This is a genomic window from Eubacterium sp. AB3007 (assembly GCF_000688015.1).
GTDB lineage: Bacteria > Bacillota > Clostridia > Peptostreptococcales > Anaerovoracaceae > Aminicella.
The window spans coordinates 1683492-1705812 of sequence record NZ_JIAD01000001.1 but is presented as its reverse complement, the minus strand read 5'-3'; the positions used below and the strand labels follow the sequence as shown (position 1 = coordinate 1705812).

General features: G+C 54.2%; 24 protein-coding genes. 3 read left to right on the top strand and 21 right to left on the bottom strand.

Going from position 1 to position 22321, the window contains the following annotated elements; all coding sequences use genetic code 11:
• Nucleotides 1-25 precede the first annotated feature (25 nt).
• The 11 genes from ade to P156_RS0108055 form a co-directional block, all read right to left on the bottom strand.
• Complete coding sequence (ade, locus tag P156_RS0108105) at nucleotides 26-1768, bottom strand: adenine deaminase (protein ID WP_027869694.1); 1743 nt, start codon at nucleotides 1766-1768, stop codon at nucleotides 26-28.
• A 74-nt stretch (nucleotides 1769-1842) separates the two neighbouring features.
• A complete protein-coding gene (locus tag P156_RS12100; protein WP_051600847.1) occupies nucleotides 1843-2109 on the bottom strand; it encodes a hypothetical protein in 267 nt (88 codons plus the stop codon).
• 7 nt (nucleotides 2110-2116) lie between these two features.
• Complete coding sequence (gene atpD, locus P156_RS0108095; protein ID WP_027869693.1) at nucleotides 2117-3526, bottom strand: F0F1 ATP synthase subunit beta; 1410 nt, start codon at nucleotides 3524-3526, stop codon at nucleotides 2117-2119.
• Nucleotides 3527-3531: 5 nt separating this feature from the next.
• Complete coding sequence (gene atpG, locus P156_RS0108090; protein ID WP_027869692.1) at nucleotides 3532-4395, bottom strand: ATP synthase F1 subunit gamma; 864 nt, start codon at nucleotides 4393-4395, stop codon at nucleotides 3532-3534.
• Nucleotides 4388-5902, bottom strand: coding sequence for a F0F1 ATP synthase subunit alpha (gene atpA / locus P156_RS0108085; protein WP_027869691.1), 1515 nt, complete (start codon nucleotides 5900-5902; stop codon nucleotides 4388-4390). The genes atpG and atpA overlap by 8 nt, the downstream gene beginning before the upstream one ends.
• 15 nt (nucleotides 5903-5917) lie before the next feature.
• Entirely contained in the window at nucleotides 5918-6454 is a 537-nt protein-coding gene (gene atpH / locus P156_RS0108080; protein ID WP_081818515.1) for an ATP synthase F1 subunit delta, read from the bottom strand.
• Complete coding sequence (gene atpF, locus P156_RS0108075; protein WP_027869689.1) at nucleotides 6445-6960, bottom strand: F0F1 ATP synthase subunit B; 516 nt, start codon at nucleotides 6958-6960, stop codon at nucleotides 6445-6447. Before atpF ends, atpH begins: the two co-directional genes overlap by 10 nt.
• A 34-nt stretch (nucleotides 6961-6994) precedes the next feature.
• The gene (atpE, locus tag P156_RS0108070; protein ID WP_034802413.1) at nucleotides 6995-7219 is read right to left on the bottom strand and encodes an ATP synthase F0 subunit C; all 225 of its coding nucleotides are present in this window, start codon (nucleotides 7217-7219) and stop codon (nucleotides 6995-6997) included.
• 63 nt (nucleotides 7220-7282) lie between these two features.
• Entirely contained in the window at nucleotides 7283-8071 is a 789-nt protein-coding gene (locus P156_RS12095; RefSeq protein WP_051600843.1) for a F0F1 ATP synthase subunit A, read from the bottom strand.
• On the bottom strand, nucleotides 8064-8429 hold the full coding sequence (locus P156_RS0108060; protein WP_027869687.1) for a hypothetical protein: 366 nt from the start codon (nucleotides 8427-8429) through the stop codon (nucleotides 8064-8066). The genes P156_RS12095 and P156_RS0108060 overlap by 8 nt, the downstream gene beginning before the upstream one ends.
• Before the next feature lie 128 nt (nucleotides 8430-8557).
• Nucleotides 8558-9361, bottom strand: coding sequence for an MBL fold metallo-hydrolase (locus P156_RS0108055; RefSeq protein ID WP_027869686.1), 804 nt, complete (start codon nucleotides 9359-9361; stop codon nucleotides 8558-8560).
• Nucleotides 9362-9471: 110 nt separating this feature from the next.
• On the opposite strand from P156_RS0108055, the gene P156_RS13355 reads away from it, so the two are divergent.
• Complete coding sequence (locus P156_RS13355) at nucleotides 9472-9654, top strand: hypothetical protein (RefSeq protein WP_185752174.1); 183 nt, start codon at nucleotides 9472-9474, stop codon at nucleotides 9652-9654.
• Between the two features lie 357 nt (nucleotides 9655-10011).
• On the opposite strand, the gene P156_RS0108050 is transcribed toward P156_RS13355, so the two are convergent.
• From P156_RS0108050 to P156_RS0108040, 3 genes are all read right to left on the bottom strand, one after another.
• The gene (locus P156_RS0108050; protein WP_185752173.1) at nucleotides 10012-10662 is read right to left on the bottom strand and encodes a hypothetical protein; all 651 of its coding nucleotides are present in this window, start codon (nucleotides 10660-10662) and stop codon (nucleotides 10012-10014) included.
• A gap of 85 nt (nucleotides 10663-10747) precedes the next feature.
• The gene (locus P156_RS0108045; RefSeq protein WP_027869684.1) at nucleotides 10748-12214 is read right to left on the bottom strand and encodes a HAMP domain-containing sensor histidine kinase; all 1467 of its coding nucleotides are present in this window, start codon (nucleotides 12212-12214) and stop codon (nucleotides 10748-10750) included.
• Nucleotides 12211-12897, bottom strand: coding sequence for a response regulator transcription factor (locus tag P156_RS0108040; RefSeq protein WP_027869683.1), 687 nt, complete (start codon nucleotides 12895-12897; stop codon nucleotides 12211-12213). Before P156_RS0108040 ends, P156_RS0108045 begins: the two co-directional genes overlap by 4 nt.
• A gap of 117 nt (nucleotides 12898-13014) precedes the next feature.
• Here P156_RS0108040 and P156_RS12090 point away from each other — a divergent pair, with 117 nt between their 5' ends.
• Nucleotides 13015-13557: a ribonuclease HI gene (locus P156_RS12090; protein WP_081818514.1), complete on the top strand. Its 543-nt coding sequence runs from the start codon at nucleotides 13015-13017 to the stop codon at nucleotides 13555-13557.
• Nucleotides 13558-13587: 30 nt separating this feature from the next.
• Nucleotides 13588-14178, top strand: coding sequence for a hypothetical protein (locus P156_RS0108030; RefSeq protein ID WP_027869682.1), 591 nt, complete (start codon nucleotides 13588-13590; stop codon nucleotides 14176-14178).
• A gap of 83 nt (nucleotides 14179-14261) precedes the next feature.
• Here the strand turns inward: P156_RS0108030 and P156_RS0108025 are convergent, their stop codons facing one another.
• The 7 genes from P156_RS0108025 to gyrB form a co-directional block, all read right to left on the bottom strand.
• A complete protein-coding gene (locus P156_RS0108025) occupies nucleotides 14262-14879 on the bottom strand; it encodes a DUF47 domain-containing protein (protein WP_027869681.1) in 618 nt (205 codons plus the stop codon).
• A 32-nt stretch (nucleotides 14880-14911) separates the two neighbouring features.
• Nucleotides 14912-15052 carry a hypothetical protein gene (locus P156_RS13350; RefSeq protein WP_185752172.1) on the bottom strand — a complete coding sequence of 47 codons (141 nt, stop codon included), beginning with the start codon at nucleotides 15050-15052 and terminating at the stop codon, nucleotides 14912-14914.
• Nucleotides 15053-15423: 371 nt separating this feature from the next.
• The gene (locus P156_RS0108010) at nucleotides 15424-16425 is read right to left on the bottom strand and encodes an inorganic phosphate transporter (RefSeq protein ID WP_027869680.1); all 1002 of its coding nucleotides are present in this window, start codon (nucleotides 16423-16425) and stop codon (nucleotides 15424-15426) included.
• Nucleotides 16426-16527: 102 nt separating this feature from the next.
• Nucleotides 16528-17262 (bottom strand): SigB/SigF/SigG family RNA polymerase sigma factor, encoded by a 735-nt coding sequence (locus P156_RS0108005; RefSeq protein ID WP_027869679.1) that lies wholly within the window; start codon nucleotides 17260-17262, stop codon nucleotides 16528-16530.
• Entirely contained in the window at nucleotides 17259-17657 is a 399-nt protein-coding gene (locus P156_RS0108000) for an ATP-binding protein (protein WP_027869678.1), read from the bottom strand. Before P156_RS0108000 ends, P156_RS0108005 begins: the two co-directional genes overlap by 4 nt.
• Before the next feature lie 71 nt (nucleotides 17658-17728).
• On the bottom strand, nucleotides 17729-20197 hold the full coding sequence (gyrA, locus tag P156_RS0107995) for a DNA gyrase subunit A (RefSeq protein ID WP_027869677.1): 2469 nt from the start codon (nucleotides 20195-20197) through the stop codon (nucleotides 17729-17731).
• Nucleotides 20198-20225: 28 nt separating this feature from the next.
• Nucleotides 20226-22151 carry a DNA topoisomerase (ATP-hydrolyzing) subunit B gene (gene gyrB, locus P156_RS0107990; protein WP_027869676.1) on the bottom strand — a complete coding sequence of 642 codons (1926 nt, stop codon included), beginning with the start codon at nucleotides 22149-22151 and terminating at the stop codon, nucleotides 20226-20228.
• Nucleotides 22152-22321 lie beyond the last annotated feature (170 nt).

The window sequence follows — 22321 nt, the reverse complement described above, 5'->3', positions numbered from 1 at the left end:
TCTCGCAGGATGCCCTCCTCACATCTCACTCCGCCTCCAGCGGAAGGAACCGAAATGCCTCCACATCGAACAGGCCCATGTCCGTCAGCTTCACCTCGGGGATCACCGGTAGGGACATGAAGGTCAGTGTCATGATCGGTTCCACATCCCGGCTGATGCCAAGCTCATTGTAAGCCTTGTCCTGGATCGCCTCCAGGCGATCTCTGACCCACTCCCCGGACTGGTCGCTCATTAGGCCGGCGATGGGCATGGGCATGCACTCGATCACCTGACCGTCTTTCACCAGAGCGATGCCTCCCTCCTGCACCTGGATAGCTTTGACTGCCGCCTCGATCTCCCGGTTGTCGACACCTACGGCGATGATGTTGTGGGAGTCATGGGCAACGGATACCGCCACTGCGCCGTGCTTGATCCCATACCCCTCCAGGAATGCGTTGGCTACGTGACCGGTGCCGTGATGCCGCTCGATCACGGAGATTTTCACCACATCCTTTGCCGGATCCCACACAAAATCCCCTGTCTTGTCCACCTTCACCTCCGCCGTGCCTCTGGCGGTGACCACCCCGCCGGGCAGAATCCGAATGGTGTTCACCCGATTGGACTTCAGGTTCATCGCAAGTCTTGCGCGGCAAAAATCCCCGATGTTCACAGAGCCCTGCACCGACTGGATGGAATGCTTTGTGACCGGAGGAAGATAGACACCCCCCTCCGCGCACAGTTCTCCCCGGATCCACACCTTGCTCACACGGAAATCCTCCAGATCCTCCAGCAGGACGATGTCTGCCCGCCGGCCGGGCGCGATGGCACCACGGTCTTTCATGCCGAAACACTCCGCCGCATTCAGGGTGGCCATCTGGATGGCGGTCACCGGATCCACACCTTCCTCTACACAGAGTTTCAGGTGGTTATCCAGGTGTCCCAGAGTCAGCATGGTCTCCGGCTGCCGATCATCGGAACAGAGGAGGAACCGGCGGCTGTTCGCCGGGGTCACGGCCTGGATGTTCCGTCGCAGATCGTGGCAGGCAGATCCTTCCCGGAGCATGACATAGAGACCTCGCTCCAGACGGTCCTTCACTTCTTCCAAAGAATCTGCCTCGTGGTCCGCTACGATCCCGGCCGCCGCGTAGGCGTTCAGCGCCTTTCCTGCCAGGCCGCTGGCATGGCCGTCGATGGGCTTGCCGACACGATGTGCCAGAGCCACCTTGGCAAGCGCTCTGGGGATGGAGTTGACGATGCCAGGGAAGTCCATGAACTCACCCAACCCCAGGAGTTCTTCTCTTTGGAGGGGCGCTTCCATATCCTCCGCCTCAAGCACAGCACCCGCGTGCTCGAAGGGTGTGGCCGGGACACAGGATGGCATCATGAACCGGATGCTGAGTTTTGTGCCCTTGGCAGCGTCGATCATGTACTCCAGACCTCGCTGGCCGCAGACATTGACGATCTCGTGGGGATCGGCGAGAACGGTGGTGGCGCCGTGGGGCACCAGCATCCGGCCGAACTCCTCCGGACTGACGTAGGAAGATTCAATGTGGATGTGGCTGTCGATGAACCCCGGCGCGGCATATAGTCCGTCGGCATCCACCTCTTCTTTCCCCTCATATTCGCCCGGTTCCCCTACGCCAGCGATCAGGCCGTCTTTCATGGCGATATCGCCCAGATGGATCCGGCCACTGAAAACGTTGATGATGCGAGCCCCTCGGATGACCAGATCCGCCTCTGCTCGGCCTGAAGCCGCGTTGATCAGGCTGGTCAATTCTTCTCTCTTCATATCGTTCTCCTATCCGTCACGCTGTCAGTCAAAACAGGGGCTGCTTTCCTCAAGCAACCCCCTCGTTGAAAAACTTATTCTTCTTCTGTCACATCCTCGGTGAACACCGTAAAGACCTCTCGGATCTCCACGTAACCGCCCTTCAGTCTGATCCTCTTGGGCGTATCTGTGCCAACCTCAGTAAAGGTGGCGATTCCGTCCTCTTTCAGGAGCTTGTTGCACCAGACGTGTCCGGGCAGGTATCCCTCCGAGCCTTCCACCGTGGTGACGGTTAGGCTCTCCACTTCTCCGCGGAAGTAGAGATCTCTCGGTGTGATGATCTCCAGTGTCGTAGTAGCCATACGCCACCTACTTTCTGGAGGCTTCGAACTTCGCTACGACCTCGTCTATGCCGCCTGCGAACAGGAACAGATCCTCCGGGATTTCGTCGTGCTTACCTTCCAGGATCTCCTTGAAGCCACGGACCGTCTCCTTGATGGGAACGTACTTGCCTTCCATGCCGGTGAACTGCTCCGCTACCGTAAAGGGCTGAGACAGGAATCTCTGTACCTTTCTGGCACGGGCAACGGTGACCTTGTCCTCCTCCGACAACTCGTCCATACCCAGGATGGCGATGATGTCCTGCAGATCCTTGTATTTCTGAAGAACTTCCTGCACTCCACGGGCCACTTCGTAGTGCTCCTGCCCCACGATCAGTGGATCCAGGATCCTGGAGGTGGATGCCAGCGGGTCGACCGCCGGGTAGATGCCCAGCTCGGTGATAGCACGGTCAAGTACTGTCGTCGCATCCAGATGGGCGAAGGTGGTGGCCGGAGCCGGGTCTGTCAGGTCATCGGCCGGGACGTAAACCGCCTGTACCGATGTGATGGATCCGTCCTTGGTGGACGTGATCCTCTCCTGCAGCGCACCCATCTCGTTGGCCAGCGTCGGCTGATAACCTACTGCGGAAGGCACACGGCCCAGCAGTGCCGACACCTCAGAACCCGCCTGAGTGAATCTGAAGATATTGTCGATGAACAGGAGCACGTCCTGTTTCTCTTTGTCACGGAAGTACTCCGCCATGGTCAAGCCGGTCAGCGCTACACGCATTCTGGCTCCTGGCGGCTCGTTCATCTGTCCGAATACCATGGCGGTCTTGGCCAGAACGCCGGACTCGGTCATCTCACCGTATAGGTCGTTTCCTTCACGAGTACGCTCCCCTACACCGGCGAATACGGAAATACCGCCGTGCTCGGTCGCAATGTTGTTGATCAGCTCCTGAATCAGTACGGTTTTGCCTACGCCCGCACCGCCGAACAGACCTACCTTACCACCTCTGGTGTAGGGCGCGATCAGGTCGATGACCTTGATTCCGGTTTCAAACATCTGTGAAGATGTATCCTGATCTTCGAACGGAGGTGCCGGTCTGTGGATCGGAGCTCTGTTTTCTGTGGGGACATCTCCCTTCTCATCGATCGGATCGCCAAGTACGTTGAACAGGCGTCCCAAAACCTCCTGTCCGACAGGTACCTGAATGGGGTTGCCCGTGTCGAGGGCTTCCATGCCTCTGGCCAGTCCATCTGTGGAGGACAAAGCAATACATCTCACCTCGTCGTCTCCCTTGTGTTGCGCAACCTCGGCAACGATGGTGGTATTCTCGTCCAGCTTGATATGGATGGCGTTCAGAAGCTCAGGTAGATGTTCCTGGTCGAACTTGATATCGATGACAGGTCCAATGATCTCACGTATAATACCCTTGTTCAATGATTTTTCCTCCATATTGTTTAACTCTGCGCCTCAGAGCCGGAGACGATCTCTATGATCTCATCTGTGATCTGAGACTGTCTCGCTCTGTTATACCTGGTCTGCAGAACGTTGAGCATGTCGCTCGCATTGTCATTCGCATTCTCCATGGCCTGCCGTCTCGCTGCGTGCTCGCAGGTGGCCGACTCGATCGTGGCACTGAACAGCGTCATCTCCAGATACTTCCCTATCAGGTACTCGAACACCTCCTGGGAGGAGGGCTCGTACTCCAGATAACTGAGATGCTGATCGCTGTGGTCGTGCTCATCCGGATCGATGGGCAGCAGTCTGTCCACGTGGACCTCCTGCTTCAGCGTATTGACATAGACCGTGTGCACCATGAGGACCTCGTCGATCTCTCCTGCCTTGTATTTCTCCAAAAGCGGGACCATGATTTCCTTGGTGGACTCATAGGAAACGGTGTCTGCCGGATCGTCGTGAGAGAGGATGATCTCTCTGCCACGGCGGGCAAAATAATCCTTGCCCTTGGTGCCGATGTTGACCATCTTCACCTCATGCCCCAGCTCCGCCACCACGTCCTCCGTCGCCCGGATCACGTTTCCGTTGAAGCTGCCACAAAGCCCTGTGCTGGAGGTGAGCATGATGACACAGGTAGTCTTGATCTCCCGGTTCCCCTTCAGGAGGTATCCCGGAACCTCTGTGTCGTCATCGAAAGCTTCGTCAATGGATGCGATGATTCTGCCCAGGTAGCTTCTGCTATGCTCATAGACAGATTTGGCATGGCGCAGTTTCGCTGCGGAAACGAGCTTCATGGCATTGGTGATACGCTCAGTGCTTCCGATGCTCTTGATCCTGCGCTTGATGTCTTGCATCTGCTCAGCCATTGATAAATCCTTTCTCCTTGAATTCTTCGATTCCCTTTCTCATCAGAGCCTCTGTCTCCTCCGAGAAGTTCCCTGTCTCGTGGATCTCTCTCTTGATCTCTGGATACCGGTCGTCCATGTACTTGAAGAACTGCTCCTCAAAGTCCTTGATGACCGATACATCCAGGTCATCCAGCATGTCGTTGGAGGCAGCGTAGATGATCATGACCTGATCAGCTACATCCAGCGGTCCATACTGTCCCTGCTTCAGGATCTCCATGAGGATCGCGCCGTGGTCCAGTCTTCTCTTGGTGTCGGCATCGATGTCGGAACCGAACTGGGAGAAGCTCTGCAGCTCTCTGTACTGCGCCAGCATCAGCTTGATCTTACCGGCAACTCTCTTCATGGCCTTGATCTGTGCGTTACCACCGACTCGGGATACGGAGATACCGGCGTTGATGGCCGGCCGCTGCCCCGCGAAGAACAGCTCGGTCTCCAGGAAGATCTGTCCGTCCGTGATGGAAATGACGTTGGTCGGGATGTAGGCGGAGATGTCGTTGGCCTGTGTCTCAATGATGGGCAGTGCGGTCAGAGACCCTCCTCCCAGCTCATCGGAGAGCTTGGCCGCTCTCTCCAGTAATCTCGAATGGAGATAGAATACATCTCCCGGGAACGCCTCACGTCCTGGCGGTCTTCTGAGCAGCAGGGACATGGCGCGGTAAGCCACAGCGTGCTTGGAAAGATCATCGTAGATGATCAGTACGTGCTTGCCCTGATACATGAAGTGCTCACCCATGGCGCATCCGGCATATGGCGCGATGTACTGCATCGGCGCCACGGAGCTTGCGGTAGCGGAGACGACGATGGTGTAATCCATAGCCTTCTTCTGCTCCAGTGTCGCAACCAGCTGCGCAACGGTGGACTGTTTCTGTCCGATAGCGACGTAGATACAGATGACGTCCTTCCCCTTCTGGTTCAGGATGGTATCGATGGCAATAGCCGTCTTACCAGTCTGTCTGTCGCCGATGATCAGCTCACGCTGACCCTTTCCGATAGGGATCATGGAGTCGATGGCCTTGATACCTGTCTGCAGAGGCTCCTTGACCGGCTGCCTTCTCAGCACGCCCGGCGCAGGATACTCGATGGGTCTGGTCTCCTCCGTATGAATGGGGCCCTTGCCATCAATGGGTTTGCCCAGTGAGTCCACGACTCTTCCGATCAACCCCTCACCTACAGGGACCTGAACAACGGTGCCTGTAGGCTTGACGATGTCTCCTTCTCCGATCTCGCGGTCAGAACCCAGGATGACGGCACCGACGTTATCTTCTTCTAGATTCAGTGCCATGCCGAAGACATCGTGTGGGAATTCCAGAAGTTCTCCCGACATGCAGTGGTCCAGTCCGTAGACTCTGGCGATGCCATCCCCTACCTGCATGACGGTCCCGTAATCTGAAATACTGATTTCATTGGTATAATTCTTGATCTGTTCTTTTATCAAACCGCTTATTTCATCCGGTTTTAAATTCATAGAAGATTCTCCCTTCTAGCTGTTTCTGATCTTATCAGTGAGGGCTTCCAGCCTGGAGGCCAATGAGGCGTCCACGACCTTGCCGTCCACAAACAACTTGATACCGCCGATGAGCTTCGGATCCAGCTTGTTGCGCAGCTTGACGGTCTTGTGCAACAGCTTGCCAGCTTCTTCTTCGAATTTGGCCAGCTGCTCCTCCGACAGCTCTACAGCCGAGTAAATTACACCATCGCTGGTCGCATTCATCTCGTCGTCGATCTTGCAGTATTGACGAACCATGCGATGGAACCCGTGGATCCTGTCCTTATCAATAAGAATGTACAGAAAGTTCATGACTTCCTGATGCACCTTACCTTCAAAGACTGCCTGCAGCATGGCTTTTTTCTTTTCCTTGGCCATGCCCGGGTTGGTGAGCAGGTCACCGAACTCTTTCTCATCTCTGGTCAGTCGGCTGATCTCGCAGATCTCCTCTCTGACTTCGCTGATATGTCCCAGATCAGAAGCAGCACCGTAAAGCGCGTTCGCATATGTCATTGCAGCTTCTAATTCCATGGATCTTTCTCAGCCTCCTCGATGATCTTGTCGACGATCTCCTGATGTTCTGCCGCATCAACTTCCTTCTCCAGGATCTTTCCGGCAGCCATCGCGGCCAGTGCGCCGACCTCTTGTCTGAGTTCTTTTCTGGCGGTGAACTTCTCGCGCTCGATCTGTGCCTGCGATTGTTCGAATGTCAGACGTGCCTTCTCGTTCGCTTCCTCAACGATGGTATCTGCCTGTACCTTCGCCTCGTCTCTCGCCTTCTTGATGATGTCGCGGCTCTCGCTCTCAACGTTGGCGATCCGCTCCTCGTAATCCATCAGTTTGGCGTCCGCGAGACGATTCGTCTCAGCAGCATTGTTAAGAGAATCCTCCACTTCCTTGGTCCTGGCTTCCATGAAATCATGGACCTTCTCGAACAGGAAGTGCTTGAGGATCAAGAATAAAACCAGGAATGTAATGATGGATAGTCCAATGTCTACCAGATTAAATTCCATTATTGCTTCGTGATTTAGCATCATGTTTTATTCTCCTTTTCTCAGCCGGTTGTATTGATTAGATCTTGCCGAACAGCATGATGGCGATGACGAACGCCAGAACAAGCGCGGTCTCCATGATAGCCATACCAACGATCATTGTGGTGGTCAGTTTTCCAGAGATCTCAGGCTGTCTGGACATGCCCGACAGTGCGTTACTAGCGACAAGTCCCTGTCCGATTCCAACTCCCAGTGCAGCAAGTCCGATTGCCAGGCCAGCGCCGATTCCGATAAGTCCTCCCATTGTGTTTACCTCCATTAAATCATAAATGTTAAATAAAAATTATTAGCTGTGTTGTTCGGCCAGTCAGGCGGCCGCCCCCTGTTTCTTTGCAAGTTTCCTTGCTTTCTTCAGTCTGCGCTTCTCTGCCGTTTCCGGAGACACGCTCTCCAGTCCTTCGCCCAGGTTGGCCGCCGTCAGGATGGTAAAGATATACGCCTGTACCAGCGGTTCGAAGATATCGAAGAAGCAGTTCAGCGGCATGACTGTCAGACACCGCAGGAACGGGAAATCGCAAATCATGTAACTGAGGTACTCCATCAGGTGCATCCACAGATCGATGACGACCATTCCACCAAAGATGTTTCCGAAGAGTCGGAGACAAAGTGTCATCGGCAGAACACACTCACTGATCAGATGGATCGCTGCGATAGGATAATACGGGTCTCCCATCTTCTGGATCTTGCCTATAATTCCCTTCTGCTTGATAGCTGCTCCCTCGATCAGCAGGAATGACAGCGCTGCCAGCCCTGCAGTCACGTTGATATCTGCGGTGATTGGCCGCAGACCGTAGAGACCTGTGCTGTTGGCGAACACCAGCCACACGATCAGTGACCCCAGATAGGGTGCGAACGTGCGCGCGTACCGCTTGCCAACGTTGTCCTCCGCGAAGGAGTAGATGAAGCCCACCAGGGCCTCTGCCAGCACCTGCTTTCCCTTCGGGATCTTCTGCAGGTTACTGCCCATCCATATCCCCACGATGGCAACGATGACCGCCAGAATGACTTCCATGATCACCACTTCAGAGATGTGGAACTGGAGCTTGTCGCCGAAATATATTATTATTTTTGGCCCAAGCTCGTTGACATCAATCATCGGCTTTCCCTCCTTTTCCAAAACCTATAAGCAGCCCGACAAGAAGTTCCATCACACCTATGGCAAACCCATACAGACAAAGCAAGCTGACCTTGTAGCATGCAATGCCCGCCAGACCGTAGATGACCAGACGGAGCAGGTAGAGTCCACCTGCCACTCCATAGTCCTCCCTGACGAAGTACTTACCGATCGCTAGTCTGAGAAGATGGAAATTGAACAACATAATAGCCGTACCGCAAGCAATACCGTAAAGAAAATGCGGCGCCCACCCTGCGATCACAGAGTAGCCTACCGCAATAACTACGGAAAGTATTACGCACGTAATGATGACTCTCTTTTCGACCTTCTCAAAATTCATGATATTTGTTATATGTTACTCCAAAGTTGGAAAAAAAACAAGGTTTTTGTATGAATGTATACAGTGTTATAGAAATTTTCAAACACCTTATACAGACAGTGTAGCTTTGTGCACCGGCTCAAACACGCTCACACCTCGATCAATGGACTCTCTTCATCCCGTGGAAGTACCGAAAGTTCCAGATCCCGGTTCACATAGAACCCCTTTTCAAACAGGATGTTCTGCACCGTGATATACGCCTGCTGAGGTGTGTTGTTCTCTCTGGAAAGGTGTGCCAGCAGGATCTTCGGCACCGGCCTTCCCTCCCGCCTGTTTCGGAGCATCTCGCACACCGCCCCGGCAGCGGTCTCGTTGGACAGGTGCCCCTCCTCGCCCAGGATCCGCTGCTTCAGCGGCCAGGGGTAAGGCCCCATCTTCAGGATGTTCACCTCGTGGTTGGCCTCCAGCACCAGAAGATCGGCGGTTCTTATGTGGTTCATGATCTCGTCGGTGAGATATCCGGTGTCTGTCACCACCGTCACCTGCCGGTCTCCTGCCAGCAGGGAATACCCCATGGGCTCCGTGGCGTCGTGAGACAGGTCAAAGGGTATGACCAGAATATCTCCGATGTAGAAATCTTCATCGATGTGCACCTCGTGGACACGGCCTGCAGGCAGCTTATCCTTCACTGACAACAGTGTCCCCCGGGAGGCGTGTACCTCTGCATTCTCCGCCTTTCGTCCGATCATGCGCAGGCTCTGCACGTGGTCTGTGTGCTCGTGGGTGAGCAGGATCCCGTCCACGTCCTCGATCTCCAGACCGTTTCTCTCCAGCCCCGCCAGCACATACTTCCCGGCGATCCCCACATCCATCAGCACGGTGGTCTTCTCACTCCTGATCATATAGCAGTTCCCGGAACTGCCGCTGGCAAAGGAACAAAACGCTAGTCCCATCCATCCTCCTGTCTGCTGCCCTCGCAAACGGCAGCCGTCGTATTCTGCCCTATAGTATACCACAGTCCCCAAAAACGTCAAAGAGAACTGCACGGGCAGTTCTCAGTCTGTTGAAAAAATTGCATCCTATCAAACCGCAGATAGACGCGATGCCCCACTGGTGTCAGATCGAAAATGTACGGCAGTCTCTGCCTGTTCGCGTGGATGGCTCTGCTGATGCAGGTGCGGTCCGAATCATGTCTGTTCCGCAGAAACAGAAAAAACGTCCATCTGCGGAACAGTTGTTCCGCTAACTGATGAAAAATCTCATATCACGGAACAGTGATCACCATCCATCACACGAGCCGGAGTACAGGCAGTTCTCTTGGGCGCCTGTTCTTTTCTACGGCCTATGCTCAGTACACGGAGTCCTCTGCCCCCTCTTCTTTTCGAAAGACAAAACCGTTTACTACTGATTGCAATGCGATCAGGAACAGACAAACACTTGCAATACCTATGCTCTGCAGCCGACCCTGTACAACCGCCTCTATCATCTCCGGCATCATTGTTGCCGGTGCGGAACGATTGGAACTTTCGCTCAACAAAAACTCCCGCGCCGCAAGGCCGGGAGTTTGAAGGAGGCACAGCGGCTCCTGTTTCTCGTTATTCTCTTACGCAACTGCACGGAATTTCCCTTTCAGGGTGACATACTCTCCCAGACCCTCCAACCGGATACCCCGGATGGTGTACTTGTAGGTCTTGCCGTATTTCAGTTTCCGGCATTTGACGATGATCTCATCATCTTCCTTGTCGATGATCTTTCCCCGGTAGGTCTTGCCCTTCCTTTTGAAGGTCACTGAAGGGTCCTTCCATTCCACGTCATCCTGGAACTCTATCTCCACTTCCGATGATCTGGAGTCGAACTGGACCGATTCCACCGTTGGTATCTGACGGGAAGAACTTCGGAACTTTCCGTCTACGCTGACGAATTTCTTGAAGCCCCGGACCTTGATTCCCTTGATCCGGAAAGTGTAAGTCTGGTTCTTCTTACATTTCCGGACGGTAAATCCAAAGATGTCTCCCCCCTTCAGGGTGATCTTTGTCTTGTATTTCTTTCCGTCCTCATCTCTGACGATGACCTTGGGATCGCGGTATCTTACCTTCTCCCGGAAGATCACCTGGACCTTTCCCTTCCCCTGGTAAGTCACACTCTTGGGAACGGGCGCGTTGGCAGAAGCGGCATGCGCGTCCGCACTCCAGGCTCCTGCTATCAGCGCAGCTCCCAGTACGATCGTAATGATTTTCCTAATCCCATTCTCCATACGTCTGCATTTCAAATGAATTCCCATATTACCTCTCTTGCTCTTTGGCTGATCGACCGTACAAGTCAAGTATACTTGTTACGAATTAAATGTGGATTAAAGGAATCTTCATGATGAACCGGCTGCCTCCCTCCGGTCTGTTCTCACAGGCGGCACTGCCTCCGTGGGCCTCGCAGATCCAACGCACCAGAGAGAGTCCGAGGCCCATGCTCTGGTCGTCTCCGTCCACATCGGTATGCGCTGCGGCGTTCTCGGCCCGGTAGAACCTCCCCCAGATCTTCTCCATCTCTGCAGGGGGTATCCCGATTCCGTCATCCTCTACGGTGATCCTTACTTCTTCACTCTTCGCTTCTACCTTTACCTGCACAAAGCCTTCTTCCCTGCCGTATTTGATTCCATTGGTCAGCAGGTTATCCAGCGCTCGCCCCATCAGAAGCTGGTCACAGCAGGTATAGACACTTTCCGGTGCGTCAACCGCTAGGGCGATGTTCTTTGCCTCCGCCTTGGGCCGGACACGAGCACAACACTCCTCCGCCAGCAGGCTGAGATCTGTCCACTCCCGGCTCAGCTCGTACATGCCCCGGTCCGCTCTGGCGAACAGAAGCAGGGTGGAGACCAGGTCAGACAGATGATGGGATTCCTCCAGAATGGAGCGGAGAGCACTCTCCACCTCCTCCGGATCATCCAGGTTATCCAGCGCATACTCACACTCCGCCATCACCACCGCCACCGGTGTACGTAATTCGTGACTGGCATCATCAGTGAATTTCTTCTCTCGCTCAAACAGCTGCTCGATCTTCTCCAGCATGCTGTCGAACACCTCCGCTGTGTGCTGTATCTCATCATGGTTTCCCCGGGTACGGATACCGATCCTGCGGGACAGATCTCCTTCCTTCTGAATCAGTTCCGCTGTTCTGGTAATCTCCCGGAGTGGCTTCAGCGCCCGCCGGGTCACCAGCCAACCGGCAAAGATGACAGCCAAGAGAAACAGCGGAAGCAATCGGCTCACCATCCTCAATGAGCCATCCAGGGAGGGCGCCATCTCGGAAAATTCTGCCGACGTCACGCCCCGCAGCCAGTAGATAGGCGCCTCTTCTGCCAGTGTCTGCTCCCATTCCACCTCTTCCTCATCTTCGTCTTCGTCATCCTCATCTTCATCGTTTTCCTCATCCGACCACAGTGCTCTGTCGTAGATGAAGTACTTCTCTCCGTTTTCCCGGATCATCCGGACCTTCCCATCCTGTAAAGGCGCGGTATCCGTAAAAGCATGTCCCAGGGCACCGTCAATGATCTTTCCGTTCCTGTCAGTCAGCACCACAAACGCACCGTCGCTGCTGTAACTAACGTCCTGATCCACATCCAGACGGCCGTGTTCGATACTGATATCCATCATTGTGCGATTGGTCGTTTCCACCAGGTTCTCTTTCCGGTCGGCAGTGATATAGTCCCGCACCACCAGATAGAAAAACCCCATCAGGATCAAAACGATCACCAGGATAGATACAGTGTAGACAAGTTCTATTCTGTTTCCGAGGAATAGTCGTTTCTTCATTTCTGTTGTTCGGGGTCTACGCGGAGTACATACCCTCTCCCGCGCACAGTGTGGATGAGCTTGGGGGAGAATGGCTCGTCGATCTTCTTCCGAAGATAGCGGATATACACGTCGATCATGTTGGAGGAGCCTTCGTAGTCGTAGTCCCAGATGTGCTCCTCGATCTGGCTTCTGGTCAGCACGATATCCTTGTTCATGATCATGTACTCCAGAATGGCGAACTCTCTTCTGGACAATGTGATCGGATTGCCTGCCCTCTCCACGATATGGCGGCCGCAGTCCACCGTCAGGTCTTCCAGCGTATAGATGTTGGTCTTGCTCCCCGCTTTCTTACGGGTGAGCATCCGCAGCCGCGCCAGCAGTTCCTCAAAAGCGAAGGGCTTGGTCAGGTAGTCATCTGCCCCCAGATCCAGCCCCCTTACCTTGTCTTCCACGGAATCCCGGGCCGTCAGAAACAGCACCGGCACTTCCATCTTCTGCCCGCGCGCCCATTTCAGCACATCAAAACCAGAGATGCCTGGCAGCATCACATCCAAAATAGCCACATCGTAATCCGCCATAGCCAGGAATTCCTTCGCCTCTTCCCCGGTGGCGCAGGCATCCACGCTGTAGTTATTTTTCTTCAGGTGCTTGACCAGCACCTCCCGCAGGCGCTTCTCATCCTCTACGATCAGCAGTCTCATCGGGCACCTCGCTTCCTGCTTATTATCGATAACATTGTACCATATTTCCCTTTACGTTTTCATTAAAATATTGCATAATAAAAGGTGTGATTTCAATCCGACAGAAAGGGGTCCTGGATGAGTCAGATATTGAACATGTACACAGACGGTGCCTGCTCTGGCAACCAGAACGAAACCAACGTGGGAGGCTGGGGCGCCATCCTGGAATTCGGGGAGCACAGCAAGGAGCTCCACGGAGGAGAGGTGAACACCACCAATAACCGTATGGAACTCACCGCAGTTATCGAAGCGTTTCAGGCACTTAAACGTGACGGCCTGGAGATCCGTGTCTTCACAGACAGTTCTTATGTAGCCAACTGCTTCCTTCAGAAATGGTATGTGGGCTGGCAGCGAAACGGCTGGATGACTTCCCAGAAGAAACCCGTGGAGAACCGGGAATTGTGGGAGAGACTACTGGATTTGGTGGGGCGCCACCGCGTCCGGTTCTACCGGGTGAAGGGCCACGTCAATCTGGATCACCCCAGCACCAATGTGGATGCCCACTACCGGAAGTTCTGCAAGAACAACGGTGATTTCACCATGGAGGAATTCCGGCACGTGACAGAGATGAACAACCGCGCCGACGCCCTTGCCAACGAGGGTATCGACGAGAACCGATAAAGCACAAAGCAAAACTAAACGGAGAGAGAGATGGATTCAAAGTTACGCGAGAAAATCATGAACTACAAGGAAGATCAACTGAAGAAGTTCAAGCTGTCGTTGGTCATGACGGGAATGGCCGGCCTCCTGGTGATCTTCTACATCGGCTATCTGATGCTGGTGGCCGAACAGCTGGCAGACGCCAACAAAGGGCTTTGTGACAACCTGTACGGCGTGGACGTCATCGTCTTCTCTGCCGCCATCGGCTGTGCCTACGCCTTCATCAACTGGAACAACCTCCGGCAGAACGAGAGCAAGCTGAATCGGAAGTACTTTCCGGAATTCAAGGCGCAGACAGAGCGCTACGTCACCGGAGCCCAGGGGATCTTAGTCTGCAACGCATTTACCTTTGTTTACTGGCTGATCTATAATCTCCAGCTCCACATCACCTACTACGTGGACAAGCACGGCGAGTACCACAACGTGGTGTTCCAGAACCGGATCGGCCTGGCGCTGATGCTCATCGCCGCCATCTTCGCCTACATATGCATGCGCTACGGGTCCAACATGAAGAACAAGCTTGGCCTCTCCAAGCAGGAACTGGAGCAGATGCACCAGAAGAAGAAAGTCAGAAGAATGTAAAAACAGGGCTGCCACATTGAATGAACTGACCTCCTCCAGTTAGATTCTTGGTCTAACTTTTGGGGGTCAGTTCAACAGCAGCCCTATTTGATTGACTTGATCACCAGATCCCCGATCCGGTCTGCCACCTTGGCGATCTTCTTGGAAAGGGCACGCAGATCCCGGCAGAACTCCCGGGAAGTGATCACGTCCCGGACGGAGTCTGACGCCTCGATCTCCTTCAGGTTTTGCCAGTAGAGACGCTTCACATGGTTCTCGTTCTTCCGGATCCTGGTGAGATCCTCCCACATGGCTCGGTCCTCGTCCCCACGCCATTTCTCTATGGCCGCAGTGAGCACCTCCACTGACTGGCGGCAACACTCCGCCATCTCAATATTCTTCTCCGTTGGTACATAGTCGAAAAACTGAATGAAATCCTTCAGGTCCTTGATCTCATCGGTGATATCGTCGATGACCCGGCCCAGGCGGAAAAGGTAGTGCCGGGACACGGGCGTGATGAAGGTATTTTCCACATAGTCATTCAGGGTCCGCTGAGTCCTGTCTGCGGACTTCTCCTCGGCCTCGATCTCTGCTGCTACTTCTACCTCTCCAGGATTCCGCATGAACTCCACCAGCATGGTGGCGCTGTCCAGCGCCTGCCGGCACTGCTTGGCAAGGAGAAGGAACACATCTGGTTCTTTGGTTCTCTTGAATAATCCCATTTTTCACCTCGGCTATAATAGCCCAATTTCCACTAGGGTTTTCTGGTATTGTCACTGACGGTCGAAGCAGCCTTCTTACGGTATTCTGCCATCGCCTTCCTGTAGTCACTCAGTTCCATGCCAGCCTTTTGCGCACCGATCTCTGGTGCGGTCTTTGTGCTCCGGATCGCCAAAGATAAAGCGGAAAAGCCGGATTATGTTATTCTTGTTAAACTTTATCTTGTACCTCCATTATAGCATAGCATTGTGACAAAAACCACCGGTGGAGATACAAGATAACAACTTTACCTTAGGTTATCAATAGCCTGTGAATCGGCTATAGAAGATCTTCGAAAAGAGGGATTGATGCAGAAGGATCGCGGGATGGTCGGAGGACTACAAAAAAATCCGCTCTACCAGGAAAATTGTAGTCCGGTGAGCCGTCCGACCACGATCAACCTGAAGGAGTGAGCGAAGCGAACATTGCAGTCGATCGCTTCGTCCTCGATGTGCGAGCACGTAAAGAACTTCTCTCCGCCTTAAATGCATCCACCCGATTGCCCGGTCATAGCCACAGGACGCGCATCCCCTGATACACCACCCAGCCGGACAGCCCCGCCGCTGGCAGGGTAAGGATCCAGGCGATGCCGATCTTACCTGCGATGGTCCAGTTGACCCTGCGTGGTCCCTTTTCCGCTCCCATCACAGCGCCGGTGATGACCTGGGTGGAACTGATAGGAAGTCCGGTCAGGTTGGATACTTCCACCACCAGCAGCGCAGCCAGTTGCGAGCACACCGCTTCGTCTGTGCGCACTTTGCCGATGCCCCGGCCCACGGTGCGGATCATGTTGTAGCCACCGGTCATGGTGCCGACAGATAGCGCCGCGGCACAGAGGGCGATGAGCCACAGTGGCACAAAGCTTTGTGCGCCACCCACACTCATACCACCGCACACCGCGATGGCCAGCACCCCAGCGATCTTTTGGCTGTCATTGCTGCCGTAGCAAAGGGACAGCAGGAAGGTGGCAACCAGGTCCAACTTCTGTACCCCCGGGGTCACGGCTACCGTAGCCCGCTTCAGTAGCCGCATCTCCAGTCGGCGGAGGAGCATCGCCACAAGCAGACCGAAAACCGGCGAAAGAAACATAGCCAGCACCACTTTCAACAGAAAAGCATCCCAATAGACAGCTCCTGTCCCCACCGCGGCGATCATCGCGCCGATGAGAGCACCCAGCAAAGAGTGGGAAGCACTGGAGGGCATCTTCAGGACCCAGGTCAGCAGGTTCCATCCCATGCTTCCGATGAGCACCGCCAGCACAAACGATCCGGCTGCCCTCATGCCGCCGGCTGACACCGCTGCCGTATCCCCTAGTCCGGAGGCTACAGTTGCTGCCACTGCCTTCCCCAACACAAGCGCCCCCAGGAAATTGGCGCAGCCCGCCATCAACACAGCCTTTCTGGGAGTCAGGATCCGGGAGGTGACGGTGGTGGCCACCACCGTGCCGCCATCGTGCATCCCATTGATGTATGCAGTTATCAGGCCCGCAGCCAGAATCACATAGAACACGGCAACCTCCTTTTTCTCTATATACTACCATTTCGGCAGAAGAATCTCAATATCCACAGCAAGAGAAAACCCTGTCCACCAAAATGGTAAACAGGGTCTCTCTTATCTTCTCAGTTCCGCCTGGAACTTCTCGATGATGCTTTTCTCTGCCCGGGAGATGGTCATCTGGGATACTCCCAGGCTCCCGGCGATATCCGACTGAGATCGGCCGAACAGAAAACGTTCTCGGAAAATGTAGCGGTTGCGATCGGAGAGCTCGCTGAGTACCTTGCCTATGATCTCGTCGTTCTCGATCTGCACAAAACCCTTGTCCTCGAACCCAACGTACCTTTCCAGGAAAGAACTTTCTCCGTTTTCTCCTGCCTCATCGAAGGTCTTATCCAGAGAATAGGTCCCATAGGCCTGGGAACTATCCATGGCCTCGATAACCTGCTCCTCGCTGCAATCACAGCGCTCCGCGATCTCCGGTACCGTCGGATTTCGCTGCAGCTCCGTATACAAAACCTCCTTGGCTTCCTGTACCTTCGCTGCCAGTTCCTTCAGACGGCGGGGCACCCGGAGGCTCCACTGCTTGTCCCGGAAGTATTTCTTGATCTCTCCGAGGATCGTGGGCGTGGCAAAAGAGCTGAACTCAAATCCCTTCGACGGATCGAACCTCTCCACCGCCTGCATCAGCGCCAAAGCACCTACCTGATACAGGTCGTCGTATTCGACGCCTTTGTTCAGATACTTCCTGATGAGGATATCCACCATGTACAGATGCTCCTCCACCAGTGCATTCCGTGATTCAATTGTAGGGTTTTCCCTGTATTCCTTGAATCTGGATAGTTCTGTCATGCTCTCTTCACCATGTGGATGAACTTTCGCCCATCCTCTCCCAATCCGAACTCAACTTCGTTCATCAGCGACTCGATCACGAACACGCCGATGTTCCCCTCGCTGGGGCATTTTCTGCAAGGTTTGCTCTCTTTGGCGAGTGTGTGCTCGTCACAGTCATCCTTCACCCGGATCTCTATATATCCCTGTGACACGCTGCACTCCACCTCATATTGATCTGAAAAACCCTCCGACCCATGGCAGGAGATGTTCTTGCAGGCCTCACACACGGAGGTCTTGATGTCCTCCACTTCCTCCACATCGAACCCGGCGGTGGAAGCGATGGAACTGATGGCCAGCCGCACCATGGTCAGGTATTCTGGCTTCCCGGGGATGACAAACTTCAGATTATCCATGATATTCTACTCCTCACTCTGCAAAATCATTGCATTCTGCAACAATTGTCTTATACCCCTGAAGAACAAAATCAAATCTTAATCTGCTCAGAATCCTCTTCTTCTACTTCCTCTTCCCGAATGGCCTTGGCCATGGCAACGATCTTGGTGTCATCCTCTACCTTCATGATCTTCACACCCTGGGTGGCTCTGCCCAGTTCGGACACTTCGCTGGCCCGGATCCGGATGATGATCCCCTGGGAATTGATCAGGAAGATCTCATCTTCCTCATCTACCACCATGGCCCCGATGATCTCTCCGGTCTTGCGGAACTTGCTCTTGTCGTAGGTCAGCAGGCCCTTGCCTCCTCTCACCTGGAGCTTGTATTCCTTCACCGGGGTACGCTTGCCGTATCCGTTGGCGGTGACCACCATCAGTTCCTCGCTCGGATGGACCAGAGACATGGAGACGACCTCGTCGTCATCATCCAGCTTGATGGCTCTCACGCCGCTGGCAATTCTTCCCATCGGACGGACATCTTCCTCGCTGAAGCAGATGCACTTGCCCTTCTTGGTCACGATGATGATGTTGTCCTCGCCGGTAGTCTGCTTGATGTCGATCAGCTGATCTCCTTCCTTCAGCTTCAGCGCAATGATCCCGCCGGTGCGGTTGGTGTTGTATTCAGAGATGGCTGTCTTCTTGATGGTTCCCAGCTTGGTCACTCCCACCAGGTACTTCTCTTCTTCGAAATTCTTCACCGGAATGATAGAGGTGATGCGCTCGCGCTGCATCAGGTTCAGGAAGTTCACCGCCGGCGTGCCCTTGGCCGTCCGGGAGGCTTCCGGTACCTGGTATGCCTTCATCCGGTGCGCCTTGCCCCGGTTGGTGAAGAACATCAGCTCGCTGTGGGTGGAGGTCATGATCAGGTCACGCACAAAATCGTTCTCCCTGGTGGTGATCCCCATGATCCCCTTGCCTCCTCTGCGCTGTGCCTTGTAGGTATCCGCCGGCACACGCTTGATGTATCCAAGGTGGGTCAGTGTGATGGCCACCTGTTCTTCCTCCACCAGATCCTCTTCCGAGAAATCCGATTCGTCTGCCACAAGCTTGGTGCGGCGGGGATCGGACCACTTGTCCTTCACTTCCAACAGTTCTGCCTTGATGACGCCCATCAACAGTGACTCATCGGACAGCACAGCCCGGTAGTAGGCGATGCGATCCATCAACTCGTTGTATTCGTTCTCGATCTTTTCTCTTTCCAATCCCTGCAGTCTGGCCAGACGCATATCCAGAATGGCCTGTGCCTGGATCTCGGAAAGACCGAATCTTTCCATCAACCGCTGTTTGGCGTCGTTATAGGAATTACGGATGATCTGGATGATCTCATCGATGTTGTCCAAGGCAATCCGCAGTCCTTCCAGGATGTGGGCTCTGGCTTCCGCCTTCTCCAGGTCGAACTGTGTTCTTCTGGTGACCACTTCCTTCTGGAACTTCAGGTATTCGTTCAGCATCTCGTAGAGGTTGAGCAGTTTTGGCTCTCCATCTACCAGTGCGATCATGATGCAGCTAAAGTTGTCCTGCAGTTGGGTGTGCTTGTACAGCTGGTTCAGTGTGATCTGCGGGTTGGCATCTCTCTTCAGTTCGATGACGATCCGCATGCCCTCACGGTTAGACTCGTCCCGGATATCGGTGATTCCGTCGATCTTTTTCTCCTTGACCAGTTCTGCAATCTTGGCGATAAGCCTTGCTTTGTTGACCGCATAAGGGATCTCGGAGACGATGATGCGCATCTTGCCGCGGCTGCTCTCCTCGATCTCGCAACAAGCCCGGACCTTGATCTTTCCCTGGCCTGTACGGTAGGCATCGCGGATGCCGCTCTTCCCCATGATCTGTGCACCGGTGGGGAAGTCCGGACCCTTGACGATCTTGATCAGATCATCCACCGTGCACTCCGGCTCATCGATGATCTTGACGGTGGCATCGATTACCTCCCCCAGATTGTGGGGAGGGATGGAAGTGGCCATACCGACGGCGATTCCGTTGGAACCGTTCACCAGCAGGTTTGGGTAGCGGCTGGGCAGGACCACCGGCTCCTTCTCTTCCCCGTCGAAGTTGGGGATGAAGTCCACCGTGTTCTTCTCGATGTCCCGCAGCATCTGCAGGGAGAAGGGGCTCATCCTGGCCTCTGTATAACGCTGGGCGGCGGCGCCGTCTCCATCGATGGAGCCGAAGTTTCCGTGTCCGTCTACCAGCGGGTAGCGCATGGAGAAATCCTGCGCCATCCTGACCATGGCATCGTAAATGGAGGAGTCGCCATGAGGGTGATACTTACCCATGACCTCTCCTACGATCCTGGCGGATTTCTTGTATGGTTTGTCAGGCGTGACGCCCAACTGGCTCATGCCGTAGAGAATTCTCCTGTGTACCGGCTTCATTCCGTCTCGCACATCAGGGAGAGCTCTTCCAACGATGACGCTCATGGCGTAGTCGATGTAGGAGTTCTTCATCTCGTCGTGTATCTCGTGCTGTATGATCTTGGTATCTTCTAATAAGTTATCCAAAGATTATCCTCCTTCCTATCGACTTTCCCTAAACATCAAGTGTTGCGTATCTGGCATTATCTTCTATGAACTTACGACGAGGCGGGACCTTGTCCCCCATCAGGGTTGTGAAGATCTCGTCAGCCGCCGTGGCATCCTCCACGGTGATCTGTACCATGGTCCTGGTCTTGTAATCCATTGTGGTCTCCCAGAGCTGGTCAAAGTCCATCTCTCCCAGACCCTTGTAGCGCTGGATCTCCACCTTGCCCGGCTTGTCCTCAATCTCCGCCAGCAGCTTCTCCTGTTCCTTGTCCGAGTAGGTGTACCAAGTCTGCTTGCCTTTCTGCACCCGGAAGAGAGGTGGCTGTGCCGCATAGACATAGCCTCCCTCGATCAGCGGGGTCATGTATCTGTAGAAGAAGGTCAGCAGCAGTGTCCGAATATGGGCACCGTCTACGTCCGCATCGGTCATGATGATGATCTTGTGGTAGCGCAGTTTGCTGATGTCGAACTCGCTTCCGATGCCGCAACCGAAGGCGGTAATCATGTTCTTGATCTCTTCGGAGTTGAGCATCTTGTCCTGGCGTGCCTTCTCTACGTTGAGGATCTTACCTCTCAGCGGAAGTACTGCCTGGCGTTTACGGTCTCTGCCCTGCTTGGCGGAGCCGCCAGCGGAATCTCCCTCTACCAGAAAAATCTCAGAAAGCTGAGGATCCTTCTCGGAACAGTCTGCCAGCTTACCCGGCAGGGACAGTCCCTGCAGTGCGCTCTGCCGACGCACCAGAGCTCTGGCCTTGCGGGCCGCTTCTCTGGCACGGGAGGCGCTGACGCACTTGTTGACGATGGCTGCCGCCTGCTTGGGGTGCTCCTCCAGGAAGGCCATGATGTTGGAGTTACAGGTGGTCTCCACAAACCCTCTCATCTCCGTGTTACCAAGCTTGGCCTTGGTCTGGCCTTCGAACTGGGGCTGCTCAAGCTTGACGCTTATCACAGCGGTGATGCCCTCCCGAACATCATCTCCAGTCAGAGAATCCCCTTCCTTCAGCAGTCCTGCCTTCTTGGCGTAGTCGTTCATGGCTCTTGTCAGTGCCGACTTGAATCCCGCCAGATGGGTACCACCCTCGTTGGTATTGATGTTGTTCGCATAGGAAAGCATGAGCTCGTTGAAACGGTCCGTATACTGCATGGCCACTTCCACCTCATGACCCTCTGCCGCATCTGCGTATTCAAAGTACACGATGTCCTCGTGGATAGGATCCTTATTGGTATTCAGGTGCTTCACGAACTCCCGGAGTCCTCCCTCGTAATGGAAGACTTCCTTCCGTTTCTGTCCGGGCCTCTTGTCCTCCAGACTGATATTCAGTCCCTTGGTCAGGAACGCCATCTCCCGCAGACGGTGCTGCAGTGTATCGTAATCGTAGATAGTATCCTCGAAAATCTCCGGATCCGGCCAGAAGGTGGTCTTGGATCCTGTCCTCCTGGACTCCCCGATGACATTCAGTTTCTTGGTGGTCTTGCCCCGAGCAAACTCGATCTCGTATATCTTCCCGTTCCGGTTGATCTCTACTTCCATCCTGGTGGACAAAGCATTCACGACAGAAGCACCGACACCGTGCAATCCACCGGATACCTTGTATCCTCCTCCACCGAATTTTCCACCGGCGTGGAGAACTGTGTGGATAACTTCCACCGCAGGGATCTTCATCTTGGGGTGCTCATCTACCGGCATGCCGCGGCCATCGTCGATGACTGTCACGGAGTTGTCCTGGTTGATGATGACCTTTATTTTCTTGCAGAATCCGGCCAGCGCCTCATCCACACTGTTGTCCACGATCTCGTAGACCAGGTGATGAAGGCCTCTGGGGCCAGTGGATCCTATGTACATACCAGGTCTCTTTCGGACAGCCTCAAAGCCTTCCAATACCTGGATCTGATCAGCAGTATATTCGCTTCCTTGTTTCTGATCTAAACTCATCAAATCCCACCTTTTCTCATTATTCAAGCCAAAGATTCATTTCTATATGTAGTGAACCTATACGTTCTACATCATAACACAAAATCGCCATTTTGACAACATCAGACCCGCTTTTTGATTCATTTTATCCCTTAGTACGAAAAAAACTGTTAAATCTCAAATTTTCCACG